At 39.1% G+C, this 13,729-nt stretch carries 12 protein-coding genes, 9 tRNA genes and 2 rRNA genes; all 23 read left to right on the forward strand.

From position 1 onward, the window contains the following. A 23S ribosomal RNA gene (locus M3189_RS25470) occupies positions 1 to 87 on the forward strand; the annotation flags it as partial. 133 nt (positions 88 to 220) lie between these two features. Beyond that, a 5S ribosomal RNA gene (gene rrf / locus M3189_RS25475) occupies positions 221 to 336 on the forward strand. A 10-nt stretch (positions 337 to 346) separates the two neighbouring features. Then, positions 347 to 421 (forward strand) — tRNA-Asn (locus M3189_RS25480). A gap of 28 nt (positions 422 to 449) precedes the next feature. Next, positions 450 to 522 (forward strand) — tRNA-Thr (locus tag M3189_RS25485). A gap of 20 nt (positions 523 to 542) precedes the next feature. Next, a tRNA-Glu gene (locus M3189_RS25490) sits at positions 543 to 617 on the forward strand. Positions 618 to 656: 39 nt separating this feature from the next. Beyond that, positions 657 to 732 (forward strand) — tRNA-Val (locus tag M3189_RS25495). Positions 733 to 798: 66 nt separating this feature from the next. Further along, positions 799 to 874 (forward strand) — tRNA-Thr (locus M3189_RS25500). A gap of 78 nt (positions 875 to 952) precedes the next feature. Beyond that, positions 953 to 1,037 (forward strand) — tRNA-Tyr (locus M3189_RS25505). A 48-nt stretch (positions 1,038 to 1,085) separates the two neighbouring features. Continuing rightward, a tRNA-Gln gene (locus M3189_RS25510) sits at positions 1,086 to 1,160 on the forward strand. Position 1,161: 1 nt separating this feature from the next. After that, positions 1,162 to 1,234: transfer RNA gene (locus M3189_RS25515), tRNA-Lys, on the forward strand. A 68-nt stretch (positions 1,235 to 1,302) separates the two neighbouring features. Beyond that, positions 1,303 to 1,378, forward strand: a tRNA-Ala gene (locus tag M3189_RS25520). A 327-nt stretch (positions 1,379 to 1,705) separates the two neighbouring features. After that, complete coding sequence (gene rocF, locus M3189_RS25525; protein ID WP_251639461.1) at positions 1,706 to 2,602, forward strand: arginase; 897 nt, start codon at positions 1,706 to 1,708, stop codon at positions 2,600 to 2,602. Positions 2,603 to 2,793: 191 nt separating this feature from the next. Further along, a complete protein-coding gene (gene sigW, locus M3189_RS25530) occupies positions 2,794 to 3,357 on the forward strand; it encodes an RNA polymerase sigma factor SigW (RefSeq protein ID WP_251639463.1) in 564 nt (187 codons plus the stop codon). 16 nt (positions 3,358 to 3,373) lie between these two features. After that, positions 3,374 to 3,997 carry an anti-sigma factor family protein gene (locus tag M3189_RS25535; protein WP_251639466.1) on the forward strand — a complete coding sequence of 208 codons (624 nt, stop codon included), beginning with the start codon at positions 3,374 to 3,376 and terminating at the stop codon, positions 3,995 to 3,997. 134 nt (positions 3,998 to 4,131) lie between these two features. After that, positions 4,132 to 4,965 carry a diadenylate cyclase CdaA gene (gene cdaA / locus M3189_RS25540; protein WP_251639468.1) on the forward strand — a complete coding sequence of 278 codons (834 nt, stop codon included), beginning with the start codon at positions 4,132 to 4,134 and terminating at the stop codon, positions 4,963 to 4,965. Continuing rightward, positions 4,958 to 6,187 carry a CdaR family protein gene (locus M3189_RS25545; RefSeq protein ID WP_251639469.1) on the forward strand — a complete coding sequence of 410 codons (1,230 nt, stop codon included), beginning with the start codon at positions 4,958 to 4,960 and terminating at the stop codon, positions 6,185 to 6,187. The genes cdaA and M3189_RS25545 overlap by 8 nt, the downstream gene beginning before the upstream one ends. 37 nt (positions 6,188 to 6,224) lie before the next feature. Further along, complete coding sequence (gene glmM / locus M3189_RS25550; protein WP_251639471.1) at positions 6,225 to 7,574, forward strand: phosphoglucosamine mutase; 1,350 nt, start codon at positions 6,225 to 6,227, stop codon at positions 7,572 to 7,574. Between the two features lie 249 nt (positions 7,575 to 7,823). Then, the gene (locus tag M3189_RS25555) at positions 7,824 to 7,979 is read left to right on the forward strand and encodes a hypothetical protein (RefSeq protein WP_251639474.1); all 156 of its coding nucleotides are present in this window, start codon (positions 7,824 to 7,826) and stop codon (positions 7,977 to 7,979) included. A 57-nt stretch (positions 7,980 to 8,036) separates the two neighbouring features. Further along, positions 8,037 to 9,839: a glutamine--fructose-6-phosphate transaminase (isomerizing) gene (gene glmS / locus M3189_RS25560; RefSeq protein WP_251639476.1), complete on the forward strand. Its 1,803-nt coding sequence runs from the start codon at positions 8,037 to 8,039 to the stop codon at positions 9,837 to 9,839. Between the two features lie 189 nt (positions 9,840 to 10,028). Further along, positions 10,029 to 10,163 carry a hypothetical protein gene (locus M3189_RS27050; RefSeq protein WP_285889826.1) on the forward strand — a complete coding sequence of 45 codons (135 nt, stop codon included), beginning with the start codon at positions 10,029 to 10,031 and terminating at the stop codon, positions 10,161 to 10,163. Between the two features lie 22 nt (positions 10,164 to 10,185). Further along, entirely contained in the window at positions 10,186 to 11,709 is a 1,524-nt protein-coding gene (locus M3189_RS25565) for a sodium:solute symporter family protein (RefSeq protein WP_251639478.1), read from the forward strand. 240 nt (positions 11,710 to 11,949) lie between these two features. After that, positions 11,950 to 12,927 carry an ABC transporter ATP-binding protein gene (locus M3189_RS25570; RefSeq protein WP_251639480.1) on the forward strand — a complete coding sequence of 326 codons (978 nt, stop codon included), beginning with the start codon at positions 11,950 to 11,952 and terminating at the stop codon, positions 12,925 to 12,927. Further along, positions 12,924 to 13,727 (forward strand): ABC transporter permease, encoded by an 804-nt coding sequence (locus M3189_RS25575; protein WP_251639483.1) that lies wholly within the window; start codon positions 12,924 to 12,926, stop codon positions 13,725 to 13,727. The genes M3189_RS25570 and M3189_RS25575 overlap by 4 nt, the downstream gene beginning before the upstream one ends. The last annotated feature ends 2 nt before the right edge of the window (positions 13,728 to 13,729 follow it).

A 13,729-nucleotide genomic window follows, 5' to 3' on the forward strand; every position in this document is an offset into this window, starting at 1 on the left:
TGAAAGATGATCAGGTTGATAGGTCAGAGGTGGAAGCGTGGTAACATGTGGAGCTGACTGATACTAATCGTTCGAGGACTTAACCAATTTTTAAAGGCAAACTCGTTTTACAAAACTTCTTCTGAAAATTATCTAGTTTTGAGGGAATGATTTTTTTAAAAAACCTCTTGAAAAGTTTCAAAAAGACAGTATAATAATAAATGTCTTTGAGAAAAAATAGTCTGGCAATAATGGCGAGAAGGTCACACCCGTTCCCATACCGAACACGGAAGTTAAGCTTCTCAGCGCCGATGGTAGTTGGGACTTTGTCCCTGTGAGAGTAGGACGTTGCCAGGCTTTATATTGTTCCGCAGTAGCTCAGTGGTAGAGCTATCGGCTGTTAACCGATCGGTCGTAGGTTCGAGTCCTACCTGCGGAGCCATTTCTATTTTTATTCGAAAATTAGCTATGCTTCCATAGCTCAGTAGGTAGAGCACTTCCATGGTAAGGAAGAGGTCAGCGGTTCGAGCCCGCTTGGAAGCTTTCCTATTCTTTAATTATATGGCCCCTTGGTCAAGTGGTTAAGACACCTCCCTTTCACGGAGGTAACACGGGTTCGAATCCCGTAGGGGTCACCAATGTTTTTATGCGAAAGCGAAAATAACTTACTATCATACGGAGGATTAGCTCAGCTGGGAGAGCATCTGCCTTACAAGCAGAGGGTCGGCGGTTCGATCCCGTCATCCTCCACCAATATTTTTTTGCGATATCAAATTAACTTTTGATATTTTTACCAATAAAAAATTATATTTAATATATGCCGGGGTAGCTCAATTGGTAGAGCAACTGACTTGTAATCAGTAGGTTGGGGGTTCAAGTCCTCTCGCCGGCACCATGCTTCTTACTTGCTGAATTTACATCAGCGGAAGCATGCGAAAAATCCCAGAAGGGATTTTAAACAGTTTTTATAAGTGGAGGGGTAGCGAAGTGGCTAAACGCGGCGGACTGTAAATCCGCTCCCTCCGGGTTCGGCGGTTCGAATCCGTCCCCCTCCACCACTTATATTTTTTAAAAATGTTGGACAAACTAGTTAATGTCCTTAACATTGGGCTATAGCCAAGCGGTAAGGCATCGCACTTTGACTGCGACATGCGTTGGTTCAAATCCAGCTAGCCCAGCCAAGAGCCATTAGCTCAGTTGGTAGAGCATCTGACTTTTAATCAGAGGGTCGAAGGTTCGAGTCCTTCATGGCTCATCATTTTACAAATTGACCCCAAGGGATATTTTATCTCTAAGGGTCTTTATCTATGAAAAATTGAATATGGGGCCTTAGCTCAGCTGGGAGAGCGCCTGCTTTGCACGCAGGAGGTCAGCGGTTCGATCCCGCTAGGCTCCACCAAGTTAATTTCACGATAGTGAATTTAACTATGATTTTTTGCCAAGCAAAATAATCAAATTTTTTTGTAAAGCAAAATAACCATCACACTACATATTAAATTTCGCCTTAAATCATTACGATTTAAGGCTTTTTTATGTTCAAGCAAAAGTCCTAAGTTACTGCCAATTCAAAGACCTAAAGGCTAAGGCTAAAAGTTGGCTACCATCAATGGATGTACATAAATACCGATTCCGCTGCAACCGTATATATATACAAAATCTTGTCGAGTTGAGTCATTTACCTGAAAGCGGTTAAAATAGTAGTTAATGAAGGGGCAGGAGGTACAGTATGAGAAAACTATCTATAATTGGAATGCCAATGGATTTAGGTCAAATGAGACGTGGAGTTGATATGGGACCTAGTGCTATCCGATATGCAGGAATAAATGAGAGATTGAAACCACTTTTTGACCAAATTCACGACATGGGAGATATTCCAATTGGAAGACCAGAAGTAGTAATCGATAAGGAATCAAATTTGAGAAATTTAGACCTCGTTGCTGAAAAAAGTACACTGCTAGCAGAAAAAGTGGATGAAGTTATTCAATCAAGGTCTTTTCCGCTTGTTTTGGGGGGAGATCACAGCATTGCCATTGGAACATTAGCAGGTGTTTCGAAGCATTATCAGAACCTCGGGGTTATATGGTATGATGCACATGGTGATTTGAATACGGCAGATACCTCACCTTCTGGAAATATTCATGGTATGCCATTAGCTGCGAGTTTGGGTGTTGGTCATCGTTCCTTAACAGATATCGCAGGGTATGCACCAAAAGTAAAACCAGAAAACGTGGTTATCATCGGTGCGAGATCGCTTGATGAAGGTGAAAAGATTTTAATCAAAGAAAAAGGCATTAAAGTATATACAATGCATGAAATTGATCGGCTAGGGATGGCAAAAGTGATGGAAGAAACGATTACATATCTAAAGGAACGAACAGATGGTGTTCACCTATCACTTGATTTAGACGGTTTGGATCCTAACGATGCTCCGGGTGTAGGGACTCCGGTGATGGGCGGCATTAGTTATCGAGAAAGTCATTTGGCAATGGAAATGCTAGAAGAAGCCCAGATTATTACTTCAGCTGAATTTGTAGAAGTTAATCCCATTTTAGATGAGAAAAACAAAACTGCACGAGTAGCTGTTGAATTGATGGGATCCTTGTTTGGAGAAAAATTATTATAAACATTAGGCAGCAGCTTTCCAAGGAAGCTGCTGTTATTATTTCAGTTTAAAAAATGAGTAAGCCTTCTTATATCCAAAATTAGTTAATTTTTGTTAATATAAAAAGTATGTAGGAAGATATTATTTATATTGAAACCTTTTTGCTTATGATTCGTAAGATTGTATAGCCGCATTGGAGCTGAGATAAATTAATGGAAGCCCTTATAAAAAAGAGAATTAAACAGGTTATAAAAGGCGATCAGGATGCATTTGCTGACATTGTTGAAATCTATAGTAACAGTATTTTTCAGCTGGGGTATCGAATGCTGGGAAATCGCCATGAGGCAGAGGACATTGCACAGGAAGCCTTTATCCGTGCATATGTTAATATTAAGTCATTTAATCAGGATTTAAAATTTTCTACATGGTTATTCAGGATTGCAACCAACTTATGTATCGACAGAATTAGAAAGAAGAAGCCTGATTACTATCTGGATGCAGAAGTTTCTGGGACAGATGGTCTTACCATGTATTCACAGCTCTCTTCGAACTCCCCTTTACCTGAGAACGAATTGGAAAGTCTTGAACTCCAAGAAAGTGTTCAAAAGGAAATATTAAAGCTGCCTGAAAAATACAGGTCTGTGATTGTTCTGAAATATATGGAAGAGTTGTCATTAAATGAGATAAGTGAAATCCTTGATATGCCATTAGGCACAGTCAAAACCCGTATCCATCGTGGACGCGAGGCATTGCGACAACAATTACGTTATGTGTGATAAGAGGTGAAACACGTTGAAGTGTAATGATGAAATCGTTGACTTAATGCATGAATACTTAGATGAAGAAATTGATCCTACAAATGAGATGATTTTAAGAGAACACCTCAAAAGCTGCAAGGAATGTGAGACACTGTTCAATGAATTTAAGAAGACGATTGCAGTTGTAAAAGGCACGTCTAGAATGCAAGCACCACCTGACTTTACAGCAAAAGTGATGGCTAGTCTTCCAAAAGAAAAGAAAAAAGTAGGTATGCAAAGATGGCTGAGAAATCATCCGCTCATTGCTGCTGCTTCCTTATTTTTGGTTTTAATGATGGGCAGTGTATTTTCAACATGGAATCAAGAACGGGAATTTTCCGTTTCTAAACAGGAAAATTTAATAGTACAAAACAATACGGTAATTGTTCCCGAAGGAGAAGTCGTCAAAGGGGATGTCATCGTTCGAAACGGAGAATTAAAAATCGAGGGTGAAGTTCAAGGCGACGTAACGGTAATTAATGGGGAAAAGTATTTAGCTTCAGCTGGACATGTAACGGGCCAAATTGAAGAGGTTAATGAAGTATTTGATTGGATTTGGTATCACATGAAAAAGACAGCCTATGATGTTATTGATATTTTTAATGATAGTGAAAAATAATAAAAGGAAGTCACTCAGCAAGTGGGTGATTTCTTTTTTAATTTTTAGTATTTAAATGACAAATAATAGGTACAAGTTGCATTTATGGTATAATAAATGGGTTATAAGTTAGACAAATTTACGGAGGAAAAACAATGCCGTTTTTTGAAGATTTTACAATATGGAAGTACCTAGCTAGTATTGTTGATATTCTCCTTGTTTCGTATGTCATTTATAAGTTATTAAACCTTATAAAAGGAACGAAGGCTGTTCAATTATTAAAAGGGATTGTAGTAATTCTTCTTATAAGAGTGGTCAGTGAGTTTTTTGGACTAAATACGCTAAGCTGGTTAACACAGCAAGCGATTGATTGGGGATTCTTAGCCGTTATCATTATTTTTCAGCCGGAGCTTCGGAGAGCTCTTGAGCAATTAGGTAGAGGGCGTTTTTTCTCAAGAAGCAGTGGACCTGATGATGAGGAACAAGAGAAAATGGTGGACGCCATTATTAAAGCAACAGATTATATGGCGAAGAGACGCATTGGAGCCTTGATTTCCATTGAGAGGGAAACAGGGATGAGTGATTACATTGAAACAGGTATCCCGCTAGATGCGAAAATATCTTCTGAATTGCTCATAAATATTTTCATTCCAAATACACCACTTCATGATGGTGCTGTCATTATTCAAAAAAACAATATTGCGGCGGCGGCGTGTTATCTTCCCTTATCTGAAAGCCCCTTTATCTCAAAGGAACTCGGTACAAGACATCGTGCTGCTCTAGGAATAAGTGAAGTAACAGACAGTTTAACCGTTGTTGTTTCAGAAGAAACCGGAAATATCTCTCTCACTAGAAACGGTGAGCTTCACCGAAATTTAACATTAGAGGGTTTCAAGGAATTAATCTCTCATGATTTAATCATTACCAGCACGAAAGTAAAACCGGCTTCTTCAGCTCGTTGGAACTGGAGGGGAAAGAATAATGGATAAACTAATGGATAATCCTTGGTTTATTAAAATAATGGCGATATTACTGGCCGTTCTACTTTATTATGTCGTCCCTAATACTGGCAGCAAGACAAACGAAATAAATGTACCAGGCGGAAATACCACAGAAATCTTAGCTGATATCCCTGTAAAAGCTTATTATGATACAGAAAACCTTGTAGTTTCAGGAATTCCGGATACGGTGGATGTAACAATTGAAGGACCAATGCCCCATGTTCAGTCAGCAAAGGCTTTAAAAAACTTTGAGGTATTTGTAGATATAACCAATGCTAAAATTGGAAACCAAAAGGTGAAATTTGAGGTTAGTGGTTTATCTGATAAATTAAAAGCAACCATCAAGCCAAGTACCATAACCGTAGCGATTCAAGAAAAGGTTACGACTGAGTTTACGGTGGAGGCAGAATTTGATAATGATTTGATAAAAGATGGTTATTCGGCGGGACAACCTACCGTTAAGCCAAATAAGGTAAAAATTACAGGTGCCAAAGATGTAGTCGATCGAATTACATATGTAAAAGCAGCACTTGAAGGCGGAGATCTACTCGATAGTACTGTGACAAAAGAAGCACAGGTACAGGTACTAGATAAAGAACTAAATAAACTGAATGTTGTCGTTGAACCGGAGACCGTACAAGTTACGATTCCAATAAAAAGCAATACAAAAACTGTCCCAATAAACATCATTGAAAAAGGTACCCCACAAGAAGGAATCACGATTGAATCAATGAAATTAGATGTTGAGGAAGCCGTTATTTCTGGAGCTGAGGATGTTTTAAAAGAAACGGATAGTGTCCGCGTTGAAGTGGATGTAAGTAAAATAAGTGAAAATACGACACAGACTTTACCGGTTATTATTTCAAACGGGGTAACAAAAGTAACACCTGAAACGGTAAAGGTAACCGTGGTTGTGAAAAGTGAAGTAGAGAAAACTGTATCTGGTGTTCCAATAAAAATTAGAAATTTACCGGAACAATATGAGGCGGTCATCAATGAACCAGCAAATCGAGCAGTAAATTTATTAGTCTTTGGACCAGGAACAGAGGTAACTGCTTTAGGACCAAACAACTTCGATATATTTATTGATTTGAATGGACTTACAGAAGGCGAGCATAATGTGAACATCCAAGTGAATGGGCCGCCTAATGTAAAGTGGGCACCTGATAAATCATCTGTAAAAATTACAATAACGAGAGACAACGCATAATACACAGCAGTAAACATGATAAGGAGCGATTTTGAAAATGGGAAAATACTTTGGTACCGATGGCGTCCGAGGCGTTGCAAATAGTGAATTAACACCTGAATTAGCTTTTAAATTAGGACGTTTCGGGGGTTTTGTATTAACAAAGGATAAGGACAGACCAAAAGTGCTAATTGGTCGTGATACCCGTGTTTCCGGACATATGCTTGAAGGGGCATTAGTAGCTGGTTTACTTTCTATTGGTGCTGAGGTAATGCGCTTAGGAGTAATCTCAACTCCTGGGGTATCCTATCTAACAAAGGCATTAGGTGCTGAAGCTGGTGTAATGATTTCTGCTTCACACAATCCGGTTGCGGACAATGGAATTAAGTTCTTTGGTCCTGATGGATTTAAGCTTTCTGATGACCAAGAACTTGAAATTGAAGAATTAATTGATATGGAAGAAGATCAATTACCTAGACCTGTTGGGGCGGACCTAGGACAGGTTATGGATTATTTTGAAGGTGGTCAAAAGTATCTTCAATACTTAAAGAATACAGTTGATGAGGATTTCTCAGGCATACATATTGCCTTAGATTGTGCACATGGAGCTACTTCTTCACTTGCCACTCATCTATTTGCAGACCTAGATGCGGATATTTCTGTTATGGGTGCTTCGCCTAATGGCATCAATATTAATGCTGGGGTGGGTTCCACACATCCTGAAGCCTTAGCAGCAATGGTTAAGGAAAAAGGTGCAGATGTTGGGCTATCGTTTGATGGTGATGGTGACCGTTTAATTGCTATTGATGAAAAAGGTAATATCGTTGATGGTGACCAAATTATGTTTATTTGTGGAAAGTATATGAAAGAACAGGGTCGTCTAAAGCATAGCACGATTGTTTCGACTGTTATGAGTAATCTTGGATTTTACAAAGGCTTAGAAGGCTATGGAATTCAAAGTGTACCAACTGCAGTTGGAGATCGGTATGTGGTAGAAGAAATGAAGAAAAACGGCTTTAATCTTGGTGGGGAGCAATCTGGTCATATTATTTTCTTAGACTACAATACCACTGGTGACGGATTATTAACGGGGTTGCAATTAGTAAATATTATGAAATCAACTCAGAAGAAATTGTCTGAACTAGCTGCAGATATGAAAAAGTTTCCTCAGAAGCTTGTTAATGTACGTGTAACGGATAAACACCATGTTACGGATAATGAGAAGGTTAAAACGGTTATTGAACAGGTGGAAGCAGAAATGAATGGGAACGGCCGTATTCTTGTTCGTCCATCAGGCACTGAACCACTAGTCCGCGTGATGGCTGAAGCACCTACAGAAGAAGTATGTGCTGCATATGTAGACCGAATTGTTTCTGTTGTAAAAGCTGAAATGGAATTAAAAGAATAGATCATTGTATATGCATAAGGGACGATATTGAGCCCTTATGCATATTTTATTATGTGAGAGGGAAATTAACTACTTTCCCATTTTTTATTTTATTGACGAATGGTGATTCATCAGTTACGATTAGTTTGCTTTGTTCCTTAATAGGCAAAACTAATTATGAAGGAGGATAGTGGATAAGAGAGTTTAGATTTAAATAAAAGCGCCTGAACTAACCAGTGTGGGTTAGTTGACGAGGAGGAGGTTTATCGAATGTTCGGCGGATACCTCCCGGTTGAACGCACAACCGATTATTTCTTCTTTAAAACACCAAGGCAACTCGGTGCACAAAGAGAGGGAAATGCGCATACTAAACATAGCAATAAAAAGAAGAAGGTATATACAGATACCTATCTAAAACAGAGATAAGGGGGCAAGGTGAGCCTCCAAAGCAATCTTGCCCCCTCTATCAGGGAGGAAAAGAAAATGTGTGGAATTGTTGGATATATTGGAAGTAATGATACGAAAGAAATTTTGTTAAAGGGCTTAGAAAAGCTTGAATATAGAGGCTACGATTCAGCAGGAATTGCTGTTATGAACGAAAACGGTGTCCATGTTTTTAAGGAAAAGGGACGTATTGCTGATTTACGTGAGATTGTAGATACGGACGTAATGGCTAATAGCGGAATTGGTCATACACGCTGGGCTACTCATGGAGTACCAAGCAGAACAAATTCCCATCCCCACCAAAGTGCATCTGGACGTTTTACCCTCGTTCATAATGGTGTAATTGAGAACTATGATCTTCTCAAGCGAGACTATTTAGCAGATGTAACGTTTGTTAGTGAAACGGACACAGAAGTCATTGTTCAATTAGTTGAGAAGTTTGTTCACGAAGGCTTAGAGGTTTTAGAAGCTTTTCGTAAGACACTTTCACTTTTACATGGCTCCTATGCCCTTGCTTTATTAGACGAACAAAACAGTGAGACTATTTTTGTTGCAAAAAATAAAAGTCCATTATTGGTAGGCCTTGGTTCAGATTTTAATGTTGTTGCAAGTGATGCGATGGCAATGCTACAGGTAACAAACGAATACGTAGAGCTTATGGATAAAGAAATCGTGATCGTTATGAAGGACCAAGTAACCATCCAGAATCTAGATGGAGAAACAATTACTCGTACTTCTTACATTGCTGAATTGGATGCAAGCGACATTGAAAAAGGCACATACCCTCATTACATGTTAAAAGAGATTGATGAGCAGCCTGCGGTTATGCGTAAAATTATTCAAGCCTACCAAAATGAACAAGGTAAATTAACGATTGATCCCGATATCATTTCTGCAATGAACAACGCTGACCGCATTTATATTATTGCGGCCGGTACCTCTTATCATGCAGGTCTAGTTGGCAAGCAGTTCATTGAAAAGATGGCGAAAATTCCTGTAGAGGTTCATATTTCTAGTGAGTTTGGTTATAATATGCCTCTTCTCTCTGAGAAACCTTTGTTCGTCTTTATTTCACAGAGCGGTGAAACTGCTGATAGTCGTGCCGTTCTTGTTAATATTAAGGAAATGGGTTATCAATCATTAACAATTACGAATGTTCAGGGTTCAACTCTTTCTCGCGAAGCTGATCATACTTTATTGCTTCATGCAGGTCCTGAAATTGCTGTTGCTTCAACAAAAGCCTATACTGCACAATTAGCTGTGTTAGCGATAGTAGCAGAAGTTACTGCGAAAAGCCGAAATCTTGACCCAGGATTTGATTTAATTCATGAACTTGGTCTAGTGGCCAATGCGATAGAAGTTCTTTGTGATTCAAAAGAAATCATTGAGCATATTTCGAGAGAGTTTTTATCTGTAACACGTAATGCCTTTTTTATTGGACGTGGAATTGATTACTATGTTGGGTTAGAGGGAGCATTGAAGCTAAAGGAAATTTCTTATATTCAGGCAGAAGGCTTCGCTGGCGGAGAGTTAAAGCATGGTACCATTGCTTTAATTGAAGAAGGTACACCAGTAATTGCACTTGCTACCCAAGAAAGTGTAAATCTAAGCATTCGCGGTAACGTTAAAGAAGTTGTTGCCCGCGGCGCAAACCCATGCATCATTTCAATGAAGGGTCTAAACATGGACGAAGACAGCTTCGTTATTCCGGAAGTACATGATTTATTAACACCACTTATCTCTGTAATACCATTACAAATTCTTGCCTACTACGCTGCACTGCACCGTGATTGTGACGTTGACAAACCACGTAACCTCGCAAAATCCGTGACAGTTGAGTAATAGGTAAAAATTACAACGAATATAGATTGGCTCTATCTAATTTTTTAGATGGAGCCATTTTTTTATAATCAGTATCTAAGAATAATGAAATTTGGATAAAAATACTGTTGACGGAATAAATATGTATGTTAAAATCAATTTTATATATTTAGAAAATATAGAATTATCTTTCTAGGAGGAGGTATTAGAATGGTTACAGCGTTGTTGATTTGGCTTGGCACGATGATTTTTTCGTTTGTATTAGGTACATACCTATGCATGAGAATTGAAAAATCTGGCGTTAAACGTTGGGGAGCTACGGGAAAAATTTTTAAATATAAATAAGAGATAAAGAGGGCGAAACTTCATGATGTACATAATTGTATTAGCTTTTTACTTATTATTTACGATATGGTCGAGTGTAAAAAGCTTAAAGAATACAGAATCCATCTCTGATTTTACAACGGGTGGACATCGAATGGGATTACTGTTAGGAATAGGCACAACAACAGCTACATGGGTAAGTGTAGCATCTGTTCTAGGAGTACCTGGCTATTTATATAGCTCAGGCGTAGCAGCAATAATTGGTTGGGTTGCAGGCTGGTGTTTAGGGGGAGCGTTAATCCCACTGGTGGCTTATAAAATAAGAAGACCGGAAACTCCGGTACGAACATTTCCAGAGTTTATTCATCTTAGGTACGAGCCTTATAAGCAAAATAGCCCTTTACGGATGATTGTTGGGATTTTAATGACAATCGGCTATTTCCTTTTAGTTCATATCCAAGTAGTAGGGTTCGGAATTGTTTTTGAAACGATAACTGGAATCGATTATAAAATAGCCATTTTTGCCTTTTTGATATTTCTACTCTTTACGAGTATTGGCGGCTTTTGGTCTGTTGCCGCAACGGATACACTTAATACAGTTCTTATTGTAATTGGAGTTGTTTTAGGAAGCGGTGCAGTTTTAGCTGCAACCGGCGGATTACAGAATATTGTAGATACACTTTCTACGACAACTGCACCTACGATTGCAGGCGGACCGCCGCTTGAGCAAGGAATTCTTCTATCTCCATTAGGGACCTTTAGTCTTAGTGCACTCATTTCTATTTTTATTTCAAATTCATTAGGCTCACCCGCATCGCCGCATTGGGTTACAAGAATGCTGGCACCAAAAAATATCAAGGTTGCTATCTTGCAAATCATGGGTACAATCGGAGTGTTATTATTCATCATGGGCCCACTAATCATCCTTGGACTTGGTGCAAAAGCATTATTACCTAGTCTACCTGCAGGAAAAACGACGGATTACATAGTTCCATTAATCATTCAGGACTATGCACCCCCGCTAGTCGGCGCCATGACATTAGTTGCCCTTTGTGCAGCTGCTGTTTCGACTGCAAACTCTATGCTGTTAACCGCAGGGACTACCCTATATTATGATGTGTATTTAGGCATCTTTTCGAAAAAAGTAAGTGATAAAGATTTTAATAAGCGACTTAGATTAATTATTTTCGTCTTGGGATTCTTAGCTGTTATTAGTGCTATTAAGCCGCCGTGGTTTCTGGCAATGGGCTTTGTCTACGTTTACGGAGGATTCGGGGCAGCATTTTTCTTAGCCGTCTTCTTAGGATTGTATTGGAAGAGAATGAACGCAGCAGGAGCTTATGCGGGAATACTAATTGGCTCTGTTGGATATGTTGTTTCCAAGGCAATGGGAGCTTCAAATCCATTTCTAATAGCAGCTGGTATTTCTTTAATAGGGGTAATTCTTGCCGTTTATACGACTAAAAAGCCGCCTATTGAAGCCTATGAACCTTATTTTGAAGAGAAAGTTAGTAAATCCACGGATCGAGTATTGTCCAGTGTAATTAATCGATCTGAAGGAGCTTAAATTTTCGATAAATTTCAGTGATTAAAGGACTGGTAGCAAGCCTAGCTATCAGTCCTTTTTTAAATTTTATTATATGTGAAATGCGTGAAACCAAAAGGAAGGTAACCATTAGTATTCGTGATGCCCGTAAGCAAAGGAATTTTGAAAAAGTGGTAACCATACTATTCTAAAAATTCTTGACACTTATCTCCATCAGGTGATATTATTTTCCTCTGTGACGAAAAAGGGAGGGAATACCAGTTGATAAAATTAGAGGGCATATCGAAATCCTTCAAAGTGCCAAAGCGTTCCAATGGATTGCTGCAAGCCACTAAATCACTTTTTTACCGGGAGCATACTATTGTTGAAGCTCTTAACGAAATCTCCTTCGCAATCAATCCTGGTGAAATTGTTGGGTACATTGGTCCGAATGGTGCTGGAAAATCGACAACGATTAAGATCATGAGCGGCATTTTAGTTCCAGACGGAGGAACCTGCAGTATCATGGGTTTCACACCATGGAAGGACCGGGTCGAGTATGTAAAAAATATCGGAGTTGTCTTTGGACAGCGTTCGCAGCTTTGGTGGGATGTTCCGGTGATTGATTCATTTGAGCTATTAAAGGATATATACAAAATCCCGCCACAAGATTATAAAACAACCTTAGATCTGCTTATCGAAACACTAGAATTAAAAGACATCATAAACGCTCCGGTTCGTCAATTAAGTTTAGGACAACGGATGCGCTGCGAAATTGCTGCTTCATTACTACATAACCCCAATATCTTATTCTTAGACGAACCAACGATTGGCCTTGATGCCGTTTCGAAAATAGCAGTCCGACAGTTTATCAAAACCATCAATCAGGAAAAAGGCGTCACCGTTGTCCTGACTACCCACGATATGAATGATATTGAAGCTCTAGCCAATCGAGTGATATTAATTGGGAAAGGCAGCTTGCTTTATGATGGAAAAATAGAGGAATTGAGAAAACGGTTTGGAACGCATAAAACCATTACGGCTGACTATCGTAAAAATACCAATAGCTTTGATATACCAGGGACCACCATCATCCATTGGTCTCCTGAGCACACTGTACTTAGTATTGATACCGAACAGACTCTCACATCTGACGTCATTACCCAATTATCTAAAAAAGTGGACCTAGTAGATGTCACAATCGAATCACAGCCAATTGAGGATATTATTGTCCAGCTGTATAAGGAGTTCCAAATATGAAGGTATACGCTTCGGTATTGAAAATTAGGCTGTTAATTGGTATGCAATATCGTTCTGCGGCACTAGCCGGGGTGGCAACGCAATTTTTCTGGGGATTTATTTCGATCATGGTATTTGAAGCATTCTATCAATTTGCTGCTGTAACACCGCCAATCTCATTGAAAGAGTTAATCACCTACATATGGCTGCAGCAGGCTTTCCTTGCTTTCATCATGCTTTGGTTCCGGGACAATGAATTATTTGATCTGATAACAAGCGGGAATATCTCCTATGAACTTTGCCGTCCTACTGACCTTTATGGTTTCTGGTATGCAAAGCTTCTGGCACAGAGACTATCAAGCGCATTGCTACGCTGTTATCCTATCTTAATCGTGGCTTTCTTTTTACCAAAACCCTACAACATGACACTACCTCCAAATGTTATAACCTTTATTTTGTTTGTCATTACCCTATTATTAGGTTTACTGCTGTTAGTAGCCATTTCCATGTTCTTATATATCTCTGTTTTTGTAACCTTATCTCCAATGGGATCACTATTGATATTTGGGGTGCTGGGAGAATTCTTTGCAGGTTTGATTATTCCCATACCGCTAATGCCTCTATGGCTACAAAAAATTGCCTACGTCCTGCCTTTTCGCTGGACTGCGGATTTTCCATTTCGGGTTTATTCAGGACATATTGTGCAAAGTGACGCTATAATTGGAGTTTTTATTCAATTAGGATATCTTCTAGGTCTCCTTTGGTTAGGAAAAGTTGCTCTTAACAGTGTCCTAAGAAGAGTGGTCGTACAGGGGGGATAATG

The organism is Neobacillus niacini, from assembly GCF_023715415.1.
Classification (GTDB): domain Bacteria; phylum Bacillota; class Bacilli; order Bacillales; family Cytobacillaceae; genus Neobacillus; species Neobacillus niacini_C.

Coding starts and splice junctions, on each gene's coding strand:
- glmM (WP_251639471.1), top strand. CDS start 6,225: ATGGGAAAATACTTTGGTACCGATGGCGTCCGAGGCGTTGCAAATAGT.
- glmS (WP_251639476.1), top strand. CDS start 8,037: ATGTGTGGAATTGTTGGATATATTGGAAGTAATGATACGAAAGAAATT.
- M3189_RS25575 (WP_251639483.1), top strand. CDS start 12,924: ATGAAGGTATACGCTTCGGTATTGAAAATTAGGCTGTTAATTGGTATG.
- sigW (WP_251639463.1), top strand. CDS start 2,794: ATGGAAGCCCTTATAAAAAAGAGAATTAAACAGGTTATAAAAGGCGAT.
- M3189_RS25565 (WP_251639478.1), top strand. CDS start 10,186: ATGATGTACATAATTGTATTAGCTTTTTACTTATTATTTACGATATGG.
- M3189_RS25545 (WP_251639469.1), top strand. CDS start 4,958: ATGGATAAACTAATGGATAATCCTTGGTTTATTAAAATAATGGCGATA.
- rocF (WP_251639461.1), top strand. CDS start 1,706: ATGAGAAAACTATCTATAATTGGAATGCCAATGGATTTAGGTCAAATG.
- M3189_RS25555 (WP_251639474.1), top strand. CDS start 7,824: ATGTTCGGCGGATACCTCCCGGTTGAACGCACAACCGATTATTTCTTC.
- M3189_RS27050 (WP_285889826.1), top strand. CDS start 10,029: ATGGTTACAGCGTTGTTGATTTGGCTTGGCACGATGATTTTTTCGTTT.
- cdaA (WP_251639468.1), top strand. CDS start 4,132: ATGCCGTTTTTTGAAGATTTTACAATATGGAAGTACCTAGCTAGTATT.